Below are 21,813 nucleotides of genomic sequence, written 5' to 3'. Positions count from 1 at the left end.
CCATGCTCAACTGGGCTGCGTTGTATTCAAACTATTGAAAAAATAATATGTGGAAATATACAGAACAAAAAGTAGGAAGTGAAGTAACTAAATATATAGTCACCCAAAATGAAAAGATAATAACTTATGCTGAAACAATAAATTTACTTTGCAATTCTAAAGAATTCAGAGCCTTTTTTATTGAGTTACTAAGATCTAGTTCATATGATGCATACTTTTGGGAAGTCAGGCCAGTTACGATTGATACCTATCATGAAAAATTTGAATTTGTTCTTGTAAACTCACCTTTACTTTCAAAAATTACAGCTGATAATTCTTCATTCATTCAGTATTTTTATCAAGGTAAATATGTTACATCGTTTTTCAACTTAAATAGAGACGCTAAGTTGATTGTTCCAATTGAGATAGATAATTCAAATAATTATAGTCACATAGCTAATTTTGTGAGATATGCACCTTGTGACCAAGTTGAAATCTTTTGGAAGAAGGTTGGAGAAGATATCCTCAATTCAATAGAAAGAAAAATAAAGTGGGTTAGCACTTCTGGATTAGGAGTCCATTGGTTACATGTAAGAATTGATACTAAGCCTAAATATTACAGCTATCTGCCTTATAAGAATTTAGAGTAATATTAAAATGACTGACATGAAACTAAAAATTTATCTAACAATATTATTCCTGGCAAATATTGTAATTTCAAACGCCCAAATTGAAAATAGATTTAAGGAGGTAGACGATTTAATAAGTACAAATTCTATGATTGATGCTATGATTGCATTAGATAAACTAAATAGCAATCACCAAAAGGATACTTCGGATGCTGAATACTGGCTACGCTTTTCTAAAGCGAATTACATTTTTTTTAAATATGAAGAAGCTAAGTTTGGAATAAACAAAGCTATTATGATTAATCCTAAAAAGTCTGATTACTATTTTGAAAAAGGATTATTGCTAAATAAAGCCAAAGATCTGGATAGTGCCTTAGCAGCATTAGTGAAAGCCACTCAGTTGCAGCCAAAGGGAGAATATTATTATTGGAGAGGAATTGTAAATCAGCAATTGGCCAATAATGGAGAAGCGGAAAAAGATTATAGGTATGCTCTCAAAAAGGGGCATGAAACTCCTGAGCTGCATAATAATTTTGCAATTATTTTACTTGGCAATGAAAAAATCATTGAAAGTTTGGAGCATATAGATAAAGCAATTCTTTTAGATAATAAATATGCGCAAGCATATTCTGCTCGTTCCAAAATTAACTTATATCTTTTTGATGTCAATTCCGCATGTAAAGATAGATCAACAGCCTATAATCTGGGGTACAAAAACGTTTTTGACATTCCTGACTCAGTTTGCAATGGCTCATTCACTCAACAATTAAAATTCGTAGCTGAATTATGTGCTGTCAGCAAACTTTATAAACAAGGCATCAAAGCATATTCAAAATTAATCGAAAAGAGTATCTCTACGTCCGAATATTATCTAAATCGGGGTTATTGCTATTATAAATTAAAGGATTACCCTAATGCTGAGAAAGACTATTTAAAAGCATTGGAATTGTCTAATCCTATAAAAGATCTTCTTTATGATAATCTAAGTCTATTGTATTTTGATCAAAAGGAATTTGTTAAATCGATTGAGTATTCTACTAAATTAATTGAACTAAATCCTCAAAATCATATACCTTATATCGATAGAGGTCTTTGCTATAGAAAATTAAAGAAATATAAAGAGGCAGAAGCAGATTTCAACCGATCGCTTTCAATTAAGCCGGATTTTTTCAGAGCATTTGGATACCGCTCATTTTTATATTTAGAACTTGGTCAGTATAATAAATCTTATGAAGATGCTTCTAAAGCTATTGAATTAAATCCCAAATACGGATATGGTTATATTGTTCTGGCTCAAGTAAAGCAAAAACTTGGTATGCGGGACTTCTGTATAGACTTTTATAATGCTAAAAAATATGGAGAACCTGACGCTGATTTGGGAATTAAGGAATATTGTAAATAAAAATCAATGCTCCGCTGGCTTTGTCTTGTTTAACCTCAAAAATGTGCAAAAACTGCAATTCAAATAAACAAGATTTGAAAAAAATGTAGGAGATATATACAAGGAAAAAAAATCCCCATCCTGTAGGCTCCCTATAAACAATGTTATTGCAATCGTGTTGCAATAAAATGTTTTATAGATAAGCCTCAATGAAAGCCAAATTTGTATTCTTAATATTAAGTTTCTGCTTGTTCAAAGCAAAGGCACAGGAGAGAATTAAAGACTATAATAATGTAGGGTGGTATTCTTACTTCGGTGACCACAAATTGAGCAAGAAGTTTGGATTGCATACAGAATATCAATGGAGAAGAACGCATTTTATCTCTACATGGCAACAATCCCTGGCCAGGGTAGGTGTTAATTATAATATAACAGAATGCCTCTCTGTCTTGCTAGGATATGTTTTTGTAGAGACGTATCCATATGGTGATTACCCAACCTCTAAAGAGCCCTATCCTGAAAACAGAATTTTTGAAGATCTCAAATTAAAAATTCCATATTGGAAATTTGAATTTGACAATCGATTAAGATTAGAACAGCGATTTGTTGCAAAACTTACCGATAGTACTGGCCATAAAATTGCGGGATGGGATTATAAGAACAGAATCAGATATCAATTAAAAGTTAACTTTGCCCTAATGGGAAATACAGTAGATGCAAAGGAACCATATCTGACAGCTTATGATGAAATCTTTATCAGATTTGGAGGTAACACAGGAAAAAACTGTTTTGATCAAAATAGATTATTTATTGGTTTGGGCTATAAAGTTGTCAAAAATCTCAAATTTGAAGGAGGTTATTTTTTTCAGCTATCTAAGCATGAGCATAAAGAAAAGGAGACGGGAAAGTATGTTTATGAATACAATAAAGGGTTTATTATTTCTATGTATTATGATATAAATTTCAAGAAGCTTGAGTGAATGTTTATTTGATCTCTCTTTTAACAAAAGACTAGCCCTGGCATTTAATGAAGCTCCTAAAAATGCTTGGTTATGCAAGTTTGAAAGATGATTGGAAGAAAAATACATTCTTGAGATAATTAAAACTGTTCCTCAGCCTTTCTTGCATATAGCCGTTAACTTATTGTTGTTCTGGTAAACCATATAATTGGACATGTTGGCATGCTTTATTGTTCTTAAAAACATAAATCCAGCCTCCTTTATCTAACTTTAGTAAGCGTATGGGAGAATATGTTAATGCAGGCTAGGAAAAGGAGAATACCTTTTTGAAAAACTGATTATTTAAAAAATGTCAGTTATATTTATATTTGGATTGGGGATGTCAGAGATTAATTTACATTTAATAAATGTCTAAAGATAGATATTCGGAATAAGCTCAAAACCTTGTTAAGACAATTGATCTCGCCGTTATAGCTTTCCAGGAATACCCTCCTAAAGGGATTACACAAGCACACTTAGATCATATAATAATGTCTTATATGGAATTCAATAGGATACCTTTAAATCCTCACCTCAATTTAAAAACTCCGTTGGTTTAGAATTTAGCATCAAGATACTTTCACCTGCTTTCACGAATCAGGAGGTAAAACGGTGGATTTTTTTGGGAAGAGATAAAAAGAAAAATCTTCCTTATGGACGAGAGAATATATTATCTAAATTATTAAAGTCCGGCAAAATTAAAAATGGAATTGAAGATGACAGTAAGATTCTAAGTTTGATGATTACTGCGTTTGAAAAAAATAAAGAGAGGTAAAATTATTATGGCATTTGAATTAAAAAACGTTGTTCCTTGGGGACGAAATTTAAGCGAATATATCAGCATGTTCAGCTTGACTGATTCGGATTTGAGTAAAAGGATCATAAGCTTTGGAGATGGACCTGCAAGTTTTAACAGAGAGATGACAAAACTGAATCACAAAGTTATTTCTTTAGATCCAATTTATCAGTTTACTAAAGATGAGTTGCTGCAAAGAATAGCAGAGACCAAAGAGACTGTACTTGGGCAAACTCGATCAAATCAGGATAAATTTGTGTGGAACCATATAAAAAACATTCAGAATTTAGAACAGATTCGTATGGATGCGATGAATGATTTCATTAAAGATTTTGACTTAGGTAAAGCTCAGGAGCGATATATATATCATGAGCTGCCAAACTCAACCAGATTTGCAGACATTTCATTTGATTTAGGGTTAAGTTCTCACTTTTTGATTTTGTATTCTCAACTAGGATTGGATTTTCATATTGAATCTATCTCTGAGATGTTGCGTATTTGTAAAGAGGTACGAATATTTCCAATACTTAACTTAAATGCTGTAAAGTCAGAAGTACTAGATGGTATAGTGGACTATTTTAAAACAAATTTTATAGTTGATATTGAATCTGTAGATTATGAATTTCAAAAAGGTGGAAACCAGATGTTGAAAATTAAAAGGAAATAAAACATGTCGTTGTATGTTCTCTATTTAATTTGAGGGAATGCTTAAAGTGTTGTAAGGTTTATTAAGAAATAAAAAGATGTTTGTACTTCTGTTTCAAAGAGACCGAAATTTGAAAAACAAAGCTAATAGTAGAGTAGGAGGCTAAGTAAATTAAATAAAAGAGGTTGAGGAATCAAACTCTTTTATTTATAATTCTATTTTTTTATAAACTGTTTTGATGAAACTATTTCGTTCTTTTCATTTATTACAGAAATAATATATGTTCCAGGGGATTAATGAAGATATATTTATTGCCTCTTGATTTTTACCTTTTAATTTTAGCTTTCCATCAATTGAGGTGATTTCAAAATTAAAATTTTTCAGGCTATTATTCTTTAAATAAAGCGTAACCGGATTAGGGTAAATAATTAAATTCTCCTGCTTGTCTTCAACATGAGATACTGTTATAAATTTTTACGTCATCTATTATACCTTTAAAACGATTAGGATAATCGTTTCAGGCTGTCCCAATCCTTATATTACTCCCACACTTTACAATCGGAGCAGGTGAAGATAACTTTCTTTCATTAAGTAATTTTCCGTCTGCAAAGACCTTTAATGTATGGCTATCGAAAGTAGCAACTATAAAATTCCACCGTATACATGTCCATGGTTCTTATAAGAACTTATGTCGTTTGCATTACCTGAAAATGGCAAGTTGAGTACAAGAGAATCCTGTGCTGTAAAAAATAAACTGACGAAAACTAAAGTGAAAGATAAATATATTTAATCATGATTATTTAACTAGGTTTATATATGGTTTTACAATATAGCAAAGAATAAGAGTTACATTCAATTTACATAAACTTGCTTAAGTAGATCATTAATTTAAAAAGAATATGCATCCCTGCCTTATAAGGTATTTGCCGGGAAGAAGAAATACTACTATTATTTATGATCTGTGGGGTTACATTATCACCATATTTTTGTATAAAACATAAATGAAGATACTATTTGCTCATTTTCAGAAGATAAATAGGAGTCAACTCACCTAAACCGAAACGCTTATTTTTTATTTTAAATGATGGAAAGAATGGTAATCAGATTTTTAGAAGGAATATTTTCAAAAATATATAGATCAATCTATGTATGTTTTGTCATAAGTTTATTCTTTTTTTCTTCTCAATGTTTTTCACAGAAATTTTATTGGGAAAAATCCAACCTTTTTCCAGAGCTGTCAGACTCTGGGTTCGCGACTAGTTCACTGAATGTGTATGCCCGGGATGGCATATTAGTTTATACCGCTATAGATGGATATCGGAGATATCAGTGGTATGCGAGCTCAGATACTCTTTTTAATTTTAAAAAAATAACAAGTAAAGGTCAGGATGTAAGCCTCAACTGGACGGGGAGTGATGGCGGCTGGATTACATTCTTAGAAGGTAAAATTCTTAAGTATAATAAAGCATTGGATAGTTTAGTGGCTATGTGTGGAAACGGTAATTTTTATAATTTACGTGCTTATGTAACTGGCAATATTACTTTTCATAAAGGCAGGTATTATATGACTGGAGCTGAACCTAACTCTGATCCATCTCAACCTGACACTACGGTGTTATTAATATTTGATCCTGCTACATGCCGGTGGACAAAATTGGCTGCTGTAACTCCATTATATAGACTTTTTCAGCAAGGAAATACATTATATATAACAACTAATGGCTTAAATAATGAGGATGTTGTCTATAAATCAGACGATGAAGCAGCCACCTGGCAGAATGTAATCTTACCTGAGTATTATTTTGGAGATAGTACCTATTATCCCAAAAGTAGATTCAACATAGATCGGGACGGAAATGTAATTCTTAGAATAGCTGAGCTGACTCGAAATGCTATTGATTCGAGCGGTCTTAAAACTCGTTTTTATCTACTCCAAAATGGAATGTTTAATCTGTTGCAGATGACTAACGCATATCCCGACAATAGAAGAGCACTTGAGGGAGGATTTAGAAGTTCGGGGTCAGGTAATTTATATTATATCGCACCACTAGCGCCAGCTCCTCAATATGAAGCTATAGGTGATATACTGTTAAAGTCTTCGGATAAAGGTAATAGCTGGGAAAAGATTGACGCGCTGGCGCCTGAATATCTTACGGATGTAGTAGAAACCAGTAATGGTCGTGTCTTTGGAACAACAACCACAGGTATTTACGAATTAAAAATAGCAAAGTCGAGTGATTGCCCGAATCTTATTCATAGAACTAAGGTATACCCCAATGGAAAATCCTGTAATATCTTCGATATAGAAGTGCATGTAAGTGGAGGATATGCACCATACCAGATTACAATTAATAATAAAACTTATCAGACAAATGATAGCATTGTAATAAGCGATACGCTTGGCTTATACCCTGTTAAAATCAGGGATAGTAAGAACTGTACACTAAATACATCCGTATTGGCAAGCAGACAGCATCTTGATTCGTTACATGTTTTGTTCAGTTATCCGTCTGCAGGTCAATGCAACTCTGCCGGATTTGGAGCTATGATATGGAAAGGTCTGCCGCCTTATACTGTGACGTGGACAGATGGTGATAGCATATACAAAAGGATCATACCGAAAGAAATGGATTATATATGGGGAGGATATGAAAACTTTCCTTTAAATAAAGTGGCAGATTACAACTTTACTGTTAAAGATAGTTTAGGCTGTAAAGTTTATTCCGATACGATTCATAAAAAAATACTGCAGACAAATGTAACATATACTCCAACGCTTTTGTGTGATAGCGTAGTTGCTGAAATTAATATTCTGACAACAATTACTCCAACTAATTATGTTACAGTTTTTATTGATAATGATACATTATTAAATACTGAATGGCCAGGGGAGGCAATACGTGTTAAGCTACCATATAATGAATATAATACAATCTTTATCAGGGATACAAACAATTGTAATCAAAGCTATAATGAATATTGGTCCAGATCTTCTGCAACGCTAGGTTATATTTCTAATCTTGGGTGTGATAGTATAGGTGCATTAGGGCGAATGAATATTAATGTCCAAAATACAAATTCATTTACCACTATGCGTTGGAACGATATTGATCAGGATACATTTCTGGTTTATAGAGACAAACTAAAAGCCGGACATTACTCGGTTACAGTAAAAGATAAACTGAAGTGTGCTAATTCAACACTGGAATTTGACATAAAAGCACAGCCATTGCCAAAGGCTGATATCCCACCTTTTTTATGTGTTGGAGATACATTTGTAATTAAACCTTACTTGGAAGATCCAAATATTAAAGGATACTTTTATTATGGAACCAACCGCCAATCAATATTAGCCGACTCTTTGGTCGTTAAAATGCCAGATGTGGCTGATACAATAGTTAATGTTTTTTTCGTTAATCAAAATCCTCAATGTGCAAGCGATATCACAGAACTTATTTTTAAAAGAAATTCTTCGGTAAAACCTTTAGCAGATAGTATCATAAATTATTGTTCTGCAGATCAGGATATTGATCTCGTTTCTGATTATGCAAATACAATTTGGTACTCTGTGAATCAGAAAAAAATCCTCGATACGAGTTTTTCTATTCACTTTAATCCGGTTGCATCTGCAGATTCCTTATTGGCCTACACGCAATCTTCTTCGGGTACATGTCATTCAGATACTTCACAAATTAGTATTCGGTCATCAGATTTTAAATATCATATAGATACAAGTAAAGTAAACCAAGCATGGCTATTGTGTAGCGGTGGTTCTAAGCCTTACCATGCGGAGATCACAGGAGATAGAACGGAAATACGGTATGCTGTAAATGATACCATTTTTTTGACCGATCTACCTGCAGGAAACTATCATATAAAAGCAATTGATGGCAATGGATGTGAGGGACAAGAATATTCATTCACACAAACAGTATTAAGTATCTTAGATGATAAAGCAACAGAAACTCCAATTATAATTTATCCGAATCCTGCAACAAATCATATTCAGGTTTCTGGTATACATAGCATTGCTGCAATTACTATATATACCATCGAAGGTCAAAAGATATACGAAGGACCTTGCTCGAATCAACAATTTATAAACTTACCTGATTTAATGCCTGCATTGTATTTTATAAAAGTAGAAGAGGAGAGTAGGAGAAATATATTCAAACTGATGATAAAATAGTTTATAAAGCTTTTTATAATTATTTGACGCCTAAGTATGATTCAATTTAGATGATCGTAGTTGTTATAAATCTGGAGCAGAAGCTCAGTCTAGTCAAACTGTTAGCAAGAAGTTAATTATATATTCAATAATAAAAAGATCTGAATACTCATATTCAGATCTTTTTTTGGTAGATCAATTGTAAAAGTTGATCAGGTTATGATTTATCCGTTATTCAACAATAACTTTCACTTTCTGAGATATACCATTTTGTGTTGCGTGGACAACATGCAATCCTTTATTTAAAACGGTAATAGGAGTGTCAGCTTTATAAGAAGCATTAGTGAATACTAATTGACCAACTGAATTGTAGATTTTTACATCATAAGAGCCAGAACCAGATAATGCGAATGTTTCTGACGAAGGATTCGGATAAGCCTTTAGTGAACTTCCTGAAACACTCGAAACCACCGGGGTTGTAATATCTGATTTTATCTCTTCTTTATTACCGTTTTCGTCAGAAGTAATATACACTGCAGAGCTTAATGCATTACCATTTATAGTTGTACGGACTGCAGGAAGCGTGATAGTACAGCTTACTGTGACAGACGGTGCAGCAGTTTCAGAAAAATATACAGTTAACTGATTGGTGTTATTTCCTGAAATCATAGAACCTCCCCATGCAAACCATGCATACGTTGCTCCACTATACACAGGTGCATTAAACGTATAATAGCCCTTACCGATGGCAGGAGCCGATTGCCAGATGAGATCGAAATCTTTATTTTTTACATTTATCTTAAATAATGTACTGTCCTCTGAGCAATCTGGATTTGTAGCGGCAATGTAGTAAGTGCCAGGAGCTAAGTTGTTTCCAGGAGCAAGGACAGTTAATGCTGCATCTGAAAAGTAGTCAAAGGTCGTGCCATCATGAACAGAAGTAAAATTGTCAATGTATAATTTTTTTAATACATCTTTACTGAACATATCATTGAATGCATAATAATCACCGTCGAGGGTATAGTTTACAGTTGCACCATAATTGTTTTTGGTAAGGATAAGATCTGTAGTAATTAATTTAGTGGGAACTTTTAAGGTCGGCATGTAGCTATAGTTTGTACACATGCCTAATGCAACATTCGGCTGATAAGCAATATGAAACATTGGAAAACGACTTACTTTATCTACCATTTGGGTCACATCCATAGCAGTAGGATCAAAGGATTCACCTGTTCCTCCTAATAAACTTTTATTGAGAAAAGTCATTTGTGAAAGATCTGCAGATGTAGCTAAATGACCATCCAGATAAACATACGGTGTAATGTCTATTATTTCGTCCCTGCATAGAGAAGGCATATTTTTAATTTCCAGTTTAAGGCATGGTGATTCATTTACTACTACATAAATGCTATCATAATAAAGATCTGTAGGATCACAGACTGCAACCTGCACTCTGATTTTATATTTTCCTTTACCCACAATTGACCACGTGTAATTAGTATCAATTGGAGCTTCTGTTCCTATAGATTGGTCCGTGAACAGAATGCGTTTATTAAGACTTGTCAAATCCTTACCGCTGCTGAAGAAAGTGAATTTTTCAAAGAAATCGGGAGTGAAATTTACTGTAGCTCCTTTTTCAACTGTATATTTAAGAGTATCCACACTGAACATAGAAGTTGGTGGAGTGATCAAATAAAGAAAAACTTGAACACCGCCGTGATGCGAATTTGTTGCGTTCATTTTTTTAACAAATACACTTGGATAGTCACTATAATGAATACTTGTCAATTCATCAGTAGTAATTACAGATCCATGCAGACGGAACATTTTATACATGCTGACATTGTCATTCGGATCATTGAGATCGCGAATACCGGCCATTTCAAAAATGTCTGCTAATGTAATAACAGAGTCAACACAGGAAGATAATCCTACTGGTTTATCTGCCACAACATAGGTATCAGTTGTCTGGGCTCTAAGGCTGGCAGAAAGGAGTATAACTGAAATAAAAGTTAGTAAATATTTTTTCATACTGAAAAGATAAATGTGAAAGAAACAATTTAAGGCGGATCCGAATATACGCGTTTTAAAAATGAAAAGTTTACTGTCAGACTATATTGAGAGCATGCAAGTTCTCAATCCTGTGAATCATAGTTTATTATGACTTGAAGAATTATTTAATATATTGGGTAAGAGGATGAAGAAAATAAACAGTAATCAACAGTAATCAACAGACCTTTTATAAGTATTAGAGGTCTGTTGATCTTTTTATAGTTTACCCAGTATATTGACTAATTGACTTGTCTGAGTAATAAATGGTGAATGATCTGCCTTCAAGGTAAATACCTTCACTCCATTAAATCTTGAATACATGAATTGCTGAGCTGAAGGTGTAATGGCATGGTCTTTTAAACATGAAATGTAAACTTTATCAAGACTGTTGTAATTTGCTCCTATTGAAATAGGTGTTCCCAAAGCAGCAATTGGATGCGGTCTTAATAATGCCATTAGTTCGTTTACTTCTTGCTCTACTACCTGATTATTATTTTCCTCTACTTCATTATAAAAAGCACTTATATATTTCTCCTTAGGAATAAATGCTGCAGGAGGAGCAAATACAAGATTTTGAGTAACTACAGATAAAGTATCCTTTAACGCTATATCTGCAAGACTTTCACCATTCTGAAGCATGAACGCAGAAAGGTAAACAAGCTTCTCAATTTTTTGAGGCAATTGTTCTCCAACCTGAGAAATAACAACTCCTCCATACGAATGCCCCACCAGTACTACTTTCCCCTCTATTTGATTTAGAGCAAGTTTTACTGCATCAACATGGGATTGTAATGTAATTTGCTCTAAAGGTGTCTGGTCTTTTCCAAGACCTTGTAATTGCACTGTGAACACATTGTGGCCTTGCTGTTCTAATTTTTCCTTCACAAGATGCCAGCATTCTTGCGGATGCCAGGCTCCATGGACCAAAAGATAAGTTTGAGATTTGGAATTCGCTTCCCTGTTTGTATTATGGGAAGTATTGACTTCTTCTTGTGGAGTAACCAAATGGCACGAAAAAAGCGACAATGTCATTAATACAAAAAGTACCTGCCTTAATAGACTGAAACGTGTTTTAATTGTTAACATAGTGTTGGTTTTTAAATAATATAATTTAAAGGAAAGGTATAAAAAAATGATATTTCAACAAAAGAAAAAGTTTGTGTATGTGTCTGTTTTTCAGTGGGAATGTTACTGATGATTCATACGAGAAGAAGAAGTTTTTTTTAAGTTACAGTAGATTCCATTGTCAAGAGAGGCCTTAAGAACATTCTTACGAGATCCGCGTAAACTCTCAAATAGTTTTATAATCATTTTTGATTTATCTAGAAACCAGTTTGTTATGAGATGTCTACTACATTATGCATGTCACCTATTTTTGGCAATGCTATTATTAATTTCTGCGGTAAGTAACACATATGCCTGTACTGGAAAAGATATTGTTTTTACCAATATCACGATTACTTCAATCATTGATGACACTTATTATTATTCTTATGAGATCAAAAATATAGGTACAACAGGCATTGTTCTTGGACAGGTTGTGATTCAAAATTATGTATCCACCGATGATCAGGTAGGTGGCGATGCTGCTGCCGGCGGAGCATTCATAAGTTATCAAAGTACAGAAATTCTCTCACCGGGAGAAACATATAGTGGAACGTATGAAGCCAATCCGTTTCCGCAAAATCCGCAAAATACTTACCCTTATCTTATTGCTCATTTAAGCCTCAGTTCGAATGATGAATGTGATGCAATAATGACTTTATAAAATTTATTCAAATATCAACAGCGATTACAAAACCATCTCTTCTTGCTAAAGCAACATTGAACTGGGATGTAGAAAATCGAAATTTTACAGTTAGGGAATGGTCAGGAAATAATTCAAAACTTAATTATTCTCTTTATTCTGCATCGGGAGTGTTAATACTTAACGGTTGTACCCAAATGAATGAATCTACTCCTATTAAAAGTCTGAACAATGGTGTATACATACTACATCTTTCAGACGGTGAGAATGTGTATTCTAAGCAGATAACATACTATTAACTAAATCAACGACGGAAAAATTTAATTAATCAGCCAGCAAATAGCTGGCTTTTTTTATATTAATTAGATACAGCCAAATGAAAAGTATTTTAGGTAATTTGAACATAAGTTATAAATGGATAAATTGGATGTAGATATAAAGAAACGGTTATACAAGTCAAATGCAAAGTAAATTATCGAAACGACTTTTTGATATTGTAAATGCTCTTCCATTAAAGAAAGGCATACGAGTACTGGAAATTGGTTGTGGTCCTGGAGCAATGGCAAGAGAAATATCGGGATTAATCGGAGAAGGGCACATTCTGGCTATTGACCGTTCTGCCAAAGCCATTCAGCAAGCTATTGTTGGTTCTGATACTGAAATTAAAACAGGCAGACTTTCATTCAGACATGTTGCTATAGAAAATTTTGAATTGGAACCCGAAGAAAAACTGTACGATATTGCTATTGCTGTCAGAGTTGGAGCTTTGGATGGAAGACATCCCGAAATTGAAAAACAGTCATTGCTCAGGATTGCAAAGGCATTGACCGGGGAAGGAAAACTATTTATTGACGGTGGAAATCCGCTAAAGGAAATTTCTCTTAATGAATATAGATAGAAAGTATACTTCTGATCAAGCTTAGATAAATCACATTAAAATAATTTAATTTTTGAGGTAAACCTTACTTTTTAAGTATGTTTTTTAAAAGGAAGAAGAAATTAGTTAAACGTATTTCAGTTTATATATCGGATAAATATCAGCAAATAATTATTGCGCCTCGACATATTAATAAGGCAGGCATTATCTATGAACAAGAAAGCTGTGAAGTGATAGATAAAGGAATTAGTGATAGCGCATTAGGGGAAGCAGTAATTAATAGTTTGAATAAATTTTCATTTAAAGAGCAAAATCTGCGGGAATCAAAATTGACCGATTGGCCAGCATTTAAACACAGTAAATCAAAATCAGTGAGAGCATTTGATCAGGAATATATTAACATCTCAATAAATGGTTGTAATGAGTATAATATGATAATTGACATTGAAGGTATTCCTCATAAAGACAGTGAACTGACTATCAAATCATCCATTTCCTTTTATGCTGACAAAGATGAAATTGGTAAAAGGATAATGAAAGTTTATGAAGCTTGTTTAACGGGGAAGATATAAAATTTCATAATCAATGCGGGGAGGCCTTAAAGTCATATTTCATTTGATCATATTAATTACTAGTTAAACTTCAAATCTAAATAACTGTGCATACAACTATAAATATCCTTATTACTATCATTTTGATTCCGTGGCCGGTCATTCTTATGATGTCTCCCATGATGATTGCGGCTACTGGTTTTAGAGATAGCAGATCATCCTTGTTATTTGCAACTGCCATAATGAGTTATCCCGTTATAATTTTTGCAATTCTTAAGCTAATGGATCTTAGCTTTTGGGGAATGAATGTAAGTGCCTGGCTTATCACTTTCTTTATCATTTCCGGAGGAATTATTTTATTATACGGTATTCCAAGAATGCTCATTAATCTGGGAAAGGGGATAAAGAATAACGGTTATTTCAAGAATGATTCTGTTGTATTTTTTGATGGACATAAAATTTCCAAAGCTGATCCGAGATCATTTACAATTATAGCAGGCGGTTCACATTATGCAAAAGATTATAATCATGTTTTTTACATGGGTAATATAGTGAAGGACGCAGATCCATTGACTTTTGCACCAATGATAGACACGAATGCGGAACAGTCAGGGAACTTGACAGCTGTATTCTGGAAGGATAAAGCTAATGTTTATTACAATGCAAAAAAGATGGAGGGATGTGATGCTGAAACTTTTCAATATCTGCATGGAATCTATGGAAAGGACATAAATCACGTTTACTTTGGAAATAATATATTGTCAGGGGCGAAGCCTGATAAATTCAGGTTGCTTAATGATATAATAACAACGGATGAGACAAGTTTATTCATCTTTAATAAGGCTGTTAACATTCCTCTAGATTTATCGAGTTTTAGTGTTGTTCAGGATGGAGACCATGTATTTTGCAAAGATATAAATCATGTATATCTTCCTTTCTATGGTCATCAGGAGCCTCTTGTAAAGGTTGAAGAAGCAGATGTAGAAACATTCCATCTTCTTGATAGATATTATGCCAAGGATAAGCATAACGTCTATTACTACGGCTATAACAAAAACAATAAGAGAACTCTGATTTATCTGGCCGGGGCCAATCCGGACAATTTCTCAGTAGGATATGATGCTTCAACAAAATCTGATGCAACAGATGGTTTGAATTTTTATTTGGCTGGCAAAATTGTAAGATGATAAAACGAATTTCCGAATCATTAATAGATATTTTCCAAGCCATTCATCATTCTTTTTTGCTGGATTTAAGGATAGTAAGTATATTTACTATAAACTACTTTTGAGATGAAAAAAAATATATTAATCTTTTCTTTAATTTTTTTAATAACAGCATGCAACTTAAAAGAACAATCAGAAATACAGAAAGAAGTAATAGCTTCTGAAGAAGTAATTTCAATAAGTGCAGATTCCCTTCTTAATAACTTTTCCAAAGATAGTGCCGCTGCATCTGAAACGTATATTGGGAAGGTTCTTTCTATTAATGGGACAGTGGGCCTATTTGAACAATTAGATACTATTAAATTTAATAGAAAAGATTCACTTCCATACATAGTAAATTGGCTGGTCAATCGGATTGAAAGTGATATTAATACAAGTAATATCTTTTTTAAAGTAGGAAATAAAATCAAAAATAAAAAGCCCGGTTATTCCTTAAGTGCTACATTTCCAAAAGAGTATAGGAGAGAACTAGCAGGGGTTAAGGAAGAAGCAAAAATAACTGTTAAGGGAAAACTGGAACATATAAGTGTAATTTCTTCCACTCAGGCAGATAGCACCAAAAAAGCAATAGGTTATATTCTGTCCTTGCAAGGTTGTGTTCTTGATACATTAAAATAAATCTGGTTTCCGAATTGTTTCTTTTGGTCGGAAAATTTTTAAACATATGAAGGTTGTCATTTTGAAATTCCCGGATATTCATCAAGTTAATTAATGTTATCAGATTAGATATTTCAGAAGCACAGATTGTCAAATTTTGAAATTGATTAAGATGAAGAGCCCACCGCAATGTTCTGCTGTGGGCTCTTTTATGCTTTTATATGATATATCTGAATATTTATTCCTCTACATATATCTTTTTAATAATCCGATGATCGTTTTGAGAAATAGAAACGAGATAAAAGCCAGTTTTTATATCTTTAACGCTCATAACATAATTGTTTAATCCTGAAATGACAGCTTTCTCATCTTTCATAACCATTCTCCCAAAAATATCGAGAAGCTCAATGGTAGCAATACTTTCATAAGATGAATTGAAATCTATCATAAATTCATTTTTAACAGGATTTGGGTAGATATTCAGGATTGGACTGGAGGTTAACCCAGTAGCATCACTCACTTCAATATCAGCTCTGGTGCTTCCTGCGTTTGTTTTTACAATTTCAATATAATCTCCGCTTCCCCAGGTTTTGATTGCATCAAGAGATAAGTAATGATTTCCTGATGTTAAAGATAGGTCACCTGACTGGAAATTTCCCCAGTAAGATTGCCCCAGACATGTTGTTGATAGAGCTGAAATACTGGCGAAATTAAGAGTGAACGTTTGAGCGGCATTATCAAGTGTAAATGCATATCCGTTGCCGAATGTAGACGGGCCTGTTGCATCTCCGGATCTTAATCTGGCAATTATTTTATAAGTTGCATTTTCTGATACATAAAAGTTGATACCGAATTTATCATTCAAATCAAAAGTTCTTATTGCAGCAAGGTTACTAAGAGTTGTGCCAGGACAAGTATATGATAAAATTGAATTGGTGCCTAGATCGGAAATAATCTGAAAATGGCTTTCGGCCTCATATTTATGAGGAGTAAACACGACTTCGAAATTATCAACTCCAGTCCAGGAGGTAAGCGATTCAACAGTAAAATAATTTACTCCCTGTTGAAGGTACATAACCGGTGATATTACTTTCCCCCAATAGGATGTTCCCAAGCAGGTCGATGAAGCAGATACTGAAATCGCGTCAAGTGTAAATGTCTTCGAGATTCCGTTAATTGTATAAGCATAAGAGTTTGCAAGAACTGTACTTCCTCTTGAATCACCAGTTCTTAAACGCACGGATATTTTATACATTCCAGCTTCACTTGTCGTGAAATTGAATTGTATTTTATCATTTTTATCGTAAAGCTTAACAGCCGCGTTATTACTTAATCCGGTAGGGCAGGATGTAATTCCGATTGCAGAGTTTGTTCCTGCGTCGGTTACTATGGCATAATTGTTTTCTGCTTCAGTGAAAGAAGGAGCGCTGTTAACTCTGATCAACACAGGAGCTGATACAGACATCATCCCTCTTGAATCAGTAGCCTTTGCGGTTATTGAATAATTGCCTAAAACGACATTTGACCATGTTACCCTGTAAGGAGGTGTTGTGAAATCTCCGATCTTGACAGCTCCCAGGAAAATCTCCACCCTTGAAATGCTGGCATCCACCACTGATGCATTCGCTTCAATTGTAATGGATGCTGGAGCAGAGTATTCAGCGTTCAAAATCGGAGTTACAATAGATACTGAGGGTATTCTTTCTAATACAAGCACCTTAGAATACCATGGCTCCAGTGCAACAGTTCCTTTAACAATGTTTCCGTTCAGGTCTCTGTATGTATTTCCGCCAAGACTGACATTAACAGTATTGTCTGTTGTATTGGTAAACAGTTTGGATTGATCCTTTGGATCCATGCAAGAGGCATTTATAGGTACAAGTTGAACGTTGTCAATCCAGAATTCATGATCTGGTGCATATATCTGGAAATCCAGTCGTACTTTTGAATCTGAGCTAGAGATTTTTACAATTTGTCTTATGTCTTTTCTGTTATTGTCAATGTAAAATTTCTTTGCAAAATATTCATCGTATGTAACTCCATTATCTTGTCTTATGATTGCCTCTATATTGCATGGTCCTGATGATTTGACAGAAAAGGTTAGTAAGTAATACTGATCTTTTGTTATTGCAAACTGAGGGCTTATAGCCATAACATTATTTTGAGGATTTACATCTGTTGAAGTGAATTTTAATGATCCTCCATCCAATTGGCCTGTTGTATATTGAATAGTAGTTGCAGAATTATGTTTTCGCCACCCCAGAATATTGGAGTTAAAATTTCCATTGGTAATTAAATTAGATTCTGTAATAGAAACTACCCCACAATTATCAAGTTGTGCAAAACTTGTCTTGCTGGTCACATCTTCTGAAGTGAGCGTTTTCCATTGGTTTATTGAGTAGTTGGAAGTGGATGAAGTCGCTTCTTTAAAAATGCTTAAAACATAATCAGAATAAGGATTGCAATAGAAATTGGAATCTGTCACGGCTAAATCTCTCCCTTCAAAATAGTGGTTTTCCAAAAGTCCTGTCGCATTTTGATCAATGGAATAAAAAGTATTTTTATAGACTTTGTTTCCATAGGTTGCTAAAGTATCTATATAATCTGATATTCGAAACTGGTTCAGCTTATTGCCATATGATATGTTGCCTTTAACATTACAGTTGTATACTCCGGCATTAAGGAATATTCCGGATTTGTTTGATTCGATAATGGTGTTATTAAGTACATCTACATAACTCGCATAGTTGTCTACATAAATTCCTACTGCAAGCCCTCCGGGGGCGCCATTGTCAAACCCTTGTGGATAACTGATAAAGTTGTTTTTGATAATTATCTGATGAGAATAAGTACCCCAAGTGTAAATCCCTCCGCCATCAGTACAAGTGATCAGTGGATAAGATATATTGTTTTTTTCAACTGTAATATTGGTGCCATCGCAACGTATCCCATTGTAGCCAGTATAACTGATGTTGTTTTTGCTGATGGTAATTAAGTTTACGTCCTGGGTCGCAATTCCTGTTGCCCCATTATATCCGCTGGTGCCATATCCTGGAATCAATCCTATATTCTTAAGAGCATTTGATGTAATAGAAGATGAAGTACAATTTGTAATCTCTATTCCTTTGCCATTAATGTTCTCCAGAGTATCTTTGGTTATATTCATATTGGTTCCCTGAATGGAAATCCCATTTCTTAACTGATTAGCAAAAAAGGTATTCTCAATTTTGATATTGTTCGAAACTGTGCTTGATGAATTTCTAATTGAAATACCATCCAGTCTTTGCTTTACTATTTTTAAATTTTTAATAGTAGCATTCGCACATGCTTCACATGAAAAACCATAGTCATATACAGCACCTTCAATAATGCAGTTATTAATATCTATGCCAACAGGAGGATATAAATATACTGTGGAGTCTAGCGGGTTATAAAACCATTCTCCTGCTTTATCCAGTAGGCTTAGTTTGTTATCAACAAAGTAAGCGGTAGAATCTGCAATGTTCTCTATAGAGATTGTGTTGAAAACAATATTGCCAGAATTGTAACTGGTAACTTTTTTTGTTTCATATAAATAATTAAGTGTTGCAATTCTAATATTAGCCCCAACCCAGTTAGTTCCTGAAGGTAGTTCTGGATCTGAAAATCCGATCTTGCCATTCCCATGATTTGCATAAAGAAAACCTGAATCTGGATACCGAGCTATGGTCATTTGCTGAGAGTTTACAAAAAGATTTCTTACAGCTAAAGAGTCGGTTAATTTTACTTTGTAAACACCTTGCGATCCATAAGGTGTCCAGCCTGTAATTGGGACTGCACCTGAAATTATGGGAACGGGTCCGCTTCCGTAGGACGAGTATGTAACTCCTGATTTTAAATTTATTTTTCCATAGAATGTGTCACCTGTCCTGAACAAGACGACATCATTTGGAGAAAATGTTTTTTGGTTTAATCCTGCAATTGTTTTCCATGGAGTAGAAGTGGACTGCCCATCGTTCGAATCATTTCCGTTGCTTGCTACATAATAAGTAGCGGCAGACAATTGTGAAGAAAGGATTAAAGCAAGTGTATTTAGTAAAAAGTATTTAAAGTTTTTGACTAAATAAAAATAGAGCTTGTTGGTTGTGTAAAAGTTTTTCGTTTGCATGTACTGTGATTTAGCGGTTTAAAAATTAAAAATAAATTAAAGTATTAAGTACGAGATATTTAATTAGTAAAAAAAGAAGAGTCGTGATTTTTTTATTGTGTTTCGATTTGTTTTTAAGTGAGGGCTTATCTACGATAAACTTTGAAAGATCAGTTAGAAATTAAAAAATATAAAATTGGATATGTTTATTTGATTTGTGTAATGCCTTATAGATTATTGATGACTACTTAGAGCTTAGCAAAAAGAAGAGAACTGACTTGCATATCAGTTATTCTGGATGCTACAACATTCATCTAAATCAAAATAGAAGGTCTCGGTGTATCGAGACCTTCTTTAACCTTTGTAAAAAATTGCTATACAGTCATTTTATTTTACAATTATTAAACTTAGGCCTTTACTTTCTGTACAGAAGGTATTATATTTTGATTTACCCTGAATAAATTTTCAGGATCATACTTATTTTTTACTTCCACAAGTTTTTTATAATTATCGCCATAGGTAGCTTTAACACGGTCATCTCCTTCATCCATCATAAAATTAACATAAGCGGCACCTGCAGAATATGGATGCAATGCATCCCAATATTCTTTGGTCCACTTGGTGATTTTTTCCTTATTGGAAGGATCAGGGTCCACGCCAACAATTACCATAGACCAGTTTGCATCTCTGAACGTCCAAGCGGTATCTTTTTTACTTACACGTGATGCTGCACCATTTATCGGGTATAAATGCATTGTGGAATGCAAAGTTGGAAGCTTTGCCGCAAATTTTTTATGAATTTCAACAGCTTCATCAGGTATCTCTTTTATGAAATCTGCCCTCCAGTACCATTGATAACCCGTTGGATATAGATCATCAAACATGGTTTGTAAAGCTGCATAAGGCATAGGACCGGTTAGGTCAAGAGCTGGTTTTCTGAAATTCCTTATAGGCTTGAATATTTCTTCTGCTTTCGCCAATGGACCCGTATAATTCCAGACTATCCCACACATTTTTTTCATATGAAGGCTTTCTGGAAAGGGTGCTACAGGAGGAACAGTAATGAAATTAAAAAATCCATTTAATTCATCAGGCGCCTGCAAAATAAATTTTCGGTACCATTTCAATACTTCATCTGCATCACTCAGGTCCCACAATACTGGCCCTCCGAAAACAACATTGACAGGATTTAATTTAAATTTGAATGCTGTAACTACTCCAAAATTGCCACCACCACCTCTTATTGCCCAGAACAAATCCTGGTTTTGCTTTTCATCAGCAGTTATAAAAGTTCCATCTGCCTTTACAAGATCTATTGATAATAAATTATCAATAGTAAGTCCATAGTGACGGGTTAGATGTCCGATGCCACCTCCAAGTGTGAGTCCTCCTACACCTGTTGTAGAAATAATCCCTGAAGGGCAGGCAAGTCCGAAAATTTGAGTAGCATGGTCGACATCTCCCCATGTGCAGCCTGCTCCGACAATTACCGTTTTAGCTGCAGGATCAATCTTAGTATATTTTAGAAGAGACAGATCAATCACTAACCCATTATCGCATATCCCTAATCCTCCCGCATTATGTCCACCACTTCTGACTGCTAGAAGTATATTGTTTTCCCTTGCAAAATTTACACAGTGAATAACGTCAGCTACGTCTGCACACATTACAATCATTGCAGGTTTTTTGCTGATCATTCCGTTATAAACTTTACGAGCATTCTCATAATCAACATCACCTGGTAAAATTAGTTTACCTCTTAATCCAGACTGAAAATCTAATATCAAAGATTTATCTATATTCATGTTTTAGATAGTTAAATTTAATAGAGAAGAATAATAAAGGCTGAATTATTACATTAATGGCTTTATTATCATTGGTTTACTTTCTCTAATTTAAGAACATTGCTAATAGTAATTTGTTCTCACTTTAAATTGTGTTTTGCAACTACAGCTAGTTATCGGTAAGTTTAGTATAATCGGAAGTTGTTTATAACAAATTGAAGAGAAGAGAATACTAATATCATAAAATCCTTTATCA

The 21,813-nt window shown here is 33.9% G+C and carries 16 protein-coding genes; 12 read left to right on the top strand and 4 right to left on the bottom strand.

What is annotated here, in order from left to right:
• The first annotated feature begins 47 nt into the window (after positions 1–47).
• The 6 genes from K350_RS0113810 (at position 48) to K350_RS0113785 (ending at position 8,618) form a co-directional block, all read left to right on the top strand.
• The gene (locus K350_RS0113810) at positions 48–629 is read left to right on the top strand and encodes a DUF6940 family protein (RefSeq protein WP_028980419.1); all 582 of its coding nucleotides are present in this window, start codon (positions 48–50) and stop codon (positions 627–629) included.
• 16 nt (positions 630–645) lie between these two features.
• Entirely contained in the window at positions 646–2,010 is a 1,365-nt protein-coding gene (locus tag K350_RS0113805; RefSeq protein WP_162144175.1) for a tetratricopeptide repeat protein, read from the top strand.
• A gap of 188 nt (positions 2,011–2,198) precedes the next feature.
• Positions 2,199–2,969 carry a DUF2490 domain-containing protein gene (locus K350_RS0113800; RefSeq protein WP_028980417.1) on the top strand — a complete coding sequence of 257 codons (771 nt, stop codon included), beginning with the start codon at positions 2,199–2,201 and terminating at the stop codon, positions 2,967–2,969.
• Positions 2,970–3,609: 640 nt separating this feature from the next.
• On the top strand, positions 3,610–3,762 hold the full coding sequence (locus K350_RS32735; RefSeq protein ID WP_211236746.1) for a hypothetical protein: 153 nt from the start codon (positions 3,610–3,612) through the stop codon (positions 3,760–3,762).
• 7 nt (positions 3,763–3,769) lie between these two features.
• On the top strand, positions 3,770–4,450 hold the full coding sequence (locus K350_RS0113790) for a hypothetical protein (protein WP_028980416.1): 681 nt from the start codon (positions 3,770–3,772) through the stop codon (positions 4,448–4,450).
• Positions 4,451–5,522: 1,072 nt separating this feature from the next.
• Positions 5,523–8,618: a T9SS type A sorting domain-containing protein gene (locus K350_RS0113785; protein ID WP_162144174.1), complete on the top strand. Its 3,096-nt coding sequence runs from the start codon at positions 5,523–5,525 to the stop codon at positions 8,616–8,618.
• A 210-nt stretch (positions 8,619–8,828) separates the two neighbouring features.
• On the opposite strand, the gene K350_RS0113780 is transcribed toward K350_RS0113785, so the two are convergent.
• The gene (locus K350_RS0113780; RefSeq protein ID WP_028980414.1) at positions 8,829–10,628 is read right to left on the bottom strand and encodes a T9SS type A sorting domain-containing protein; all 1,800 of its coding nucleotides are present in this window, start codon (positions 10,626–10,628) and stop codon (positions 8,829–8,831) included.
• 237 nt (positions 10,629–10,865) lie between these two features.
• Positions 10,866–11,735, bottom strand: a complete 870-nt coding sequence (locus K350_RS0113775) for an alpha/beta fold hydrolase (RefSeq protein ID WP_081671002.1) — start codon at positions 11,733–11,735, stop codon at positions 10,866–10,868.
• 253 nt (positions 11,736–11,988) lie between these two features.
• Between K350_RS0113775 and K350_RS0113770 the strand changes: the two genes are divergently transcribed.
• The 6 genes from K350_RS0113770 to K350_RS0113750 all read left to right on the top strand — a co-directional run bounded on the left by K350_RS0113770 (position 11,989) and on the right by K350_RS0113750 (position 15,668).
• Positions 11,989–12,417, top strand: coding sequence for a hypothetical protein (locus tag K350_RS0113770; RefSeq protein ID WP_156027041.1), 429 nt, complete (start codon positions 11,989–11,991; stop codon positions 12,415–12,417).
• Positions 12,418–12,473: 56 nt separating this feature from the next.
• Positions 12,474–12,695, top strand: coding sequence for a T9SS type A sorting domain-containing protein (locus K350_RS32010; RefSeq protein ID WP_162144173.1), 222 nt, complete (start codon positions 12,474–12,476; stop codon positions 12,693–12,695).
• Positions 12,696–12,856: 161 nt separating this feature from the next.
• Positions 12,857–13,294 carry a class I SAM-dependent methyltransferase gene (locus K350_RS0113765; protein ID WP_028980411.1) on the top strand — a complete coding sequence of 146 codons (438 nt, stop codon included), beginning with the start codon at positions 12,857–12,859 and terminating at the stop codon, positions 13,292–13,294.
• Positions 13,295–13,371: 77 nt separating this feature from the next.
• Positions 13,372–13,845 carry a hypothetical protein gene (locus tag K350_RS0113760; protein ID WP_028980410.1) on the top strand — a complete coding sequence of 158 codons (474 nt, stop codon included), beginning with the start codon at positions 13,372–13,374 and terminating at the stop codon, positions 13,843–13,845.
• Positions 13,846–13,931: 86 nt separating this feature from the next.
• Positions 13,932–15,011: a DKNYY domain-containing protein gene (locus K350_RS0113755; protein ID WP_156027040.1), complete on the top strand. Its 1,080-nt coding sequence runs from the start codon at positions 13,932–13,934 to the stop codon at positions 15,009–15,011.
• Positions 15,012–15,116: 105 nt separating this feature from the next.
• A complete protein-coding gene (locus tag K350_RS0113750; protein ID WP_028980408.1) occupies positions 15,117–15,668 on the top strand; it encodes an OB-fold protein in 552 nt (183 codons plus the stop codon).
• Positions 15,669–15,885: 217 nt separating this feature from the next.
• On the opposite strand, the gene K350_RS0113745 is transcribed toward K350_RS0113750, so the two are convergent.
• Together K350_RS0113745 and K350_RS0113740 are read right to left on the bottom strand one after the other, a co-directional pair.
• A complete protein-coding gene (locus K350_RS0113745; RefSeq protein WP_028980407.1) occupies positions 15,886–19,794 on the bottom strand; it encodes a T9SS type A sorting domain-containing protein in 3,909 nt (1,302 codons plus the stop codon).
• Positions 19,795–20,180: 386 nt separating this feature from the next.
• Entirely contained in the window at positions 20,181–21,578 is a 1,398-nt protein-coding gene (locus tag K350_RS0113740) for an FAD-binding oxidoreductase (protein WP_028980406.1), read from the bottom strand.
• Positions 21,579–21,813 lie beyond the last annotated feature (235 nt).

It is taken from the genome of Sporocytophaga myxococcoides DSM 11118 (assembly GCF_000426725.1).
Taxonomy (GTDB): Bacteria; Bacteroidota; Bacteroidia; order Cytophagales; family Cytophagaceae; genus Sporocytophaga; species Sporocytophaga myxococcoides.
The sequence above is the reverse complement of the archived record's forward strand: the minus strand, read 5'-3'. Positions and strand labels throughout refer to the sequence as shown.

Excerpts from the sequence above, each read along its gene's own strand:
- K350_RS0113810 (WP_028980419.1), top strand. The coding sequence starts at position 48 with ATGTGGAAATATACAGAACAAAAAGTAGGAAGTGAAGTAACTAAATAT.
- K350_RS0113805 (WP_162144175.1), top strand. The coding sequence starts at position 646 with ATGAAACTAAAAATTTATCTAACAATATTATTCCTGGCAAATATTGTA.
- K350_RS0113800 (WP_028980417.1), top strand. The coding sequence starts at position 2,199 with ATGAAAGCCAAATTTGTATTCTTAATATTAAGTTTCTGCTTGTTCAAA.
- K350_RS0113790 (WP_028980416.1), top strand. The coding sequence starts at position 3,770 with ATGGCATTTGAATTAAAAAACGTTGTTCCTTGGGGACGAAATTTAAGC.
- K350_RS0113785 (WP_162144174.1), top strand. The coding sequence starts at position 5,523 with ATGGTAATCAGATTTTTAGAAGGAATATTTTCAAAAATATATAGATCA.
- K350_RS0113780 (WP_028980414.1), bottom strand. The coding sequence starts at position 10,628 with ATGAAAAAATATTTACTAACTTTTATTTCAGTTATACTCCTTTCTGCC.
- K350_RS0113775 (WP_081671002.1), bottom strand. The coding sequence starts at position 11,735 with ATGTTAACAATTAAAACACGTTTCAGTCTATTAAGGCAGGTACTTTTT.
- K350_RS0113770 (WP_156027041.1), top strand. The coding sequence starts at position 11,989 with ATGAGATGTCTACTACATTATGCATGTCACCTATTTTTGGCAATGCTA.
- K350_RS0113765 (WP_028980411.1), top strand. The coding sequence starts at position 12,857 with ATGCAAAGTAAATTATCGAAACGACTTTTTGATATTGTAAATGCTCTT.
- K350_RS0113760 (WP_028980410.1), top strand. The coding sequence starts at position 13,372 with ATGTTTTTTAAAAGGAAGAAGAAATTAGTTAAACGTATTTCAGTTTAT.
- K350_RS0113750 (WP_028980408.1), top strand. The coding sequence starts at position 15,117 with ATGAAAAAAAATATATTAATCTTTTCTTTAATTTTTTTAATAACAGCA.
- K350_RS0113745 (WP_028980407.1), bottom strand. The coding sequence starts at position 19,794 with ATGCAAACGAAAAACTTTTACACAACCAACAAGCTCTATTTTTATTTA.
- K350_RS0113740 (WP_028980406.1), bottom strand. The coding sequence starts at position 21,578 with ATGAATATAGATAAATCTTTGATATTAGATTTTCAGTCTGGATTAAGA.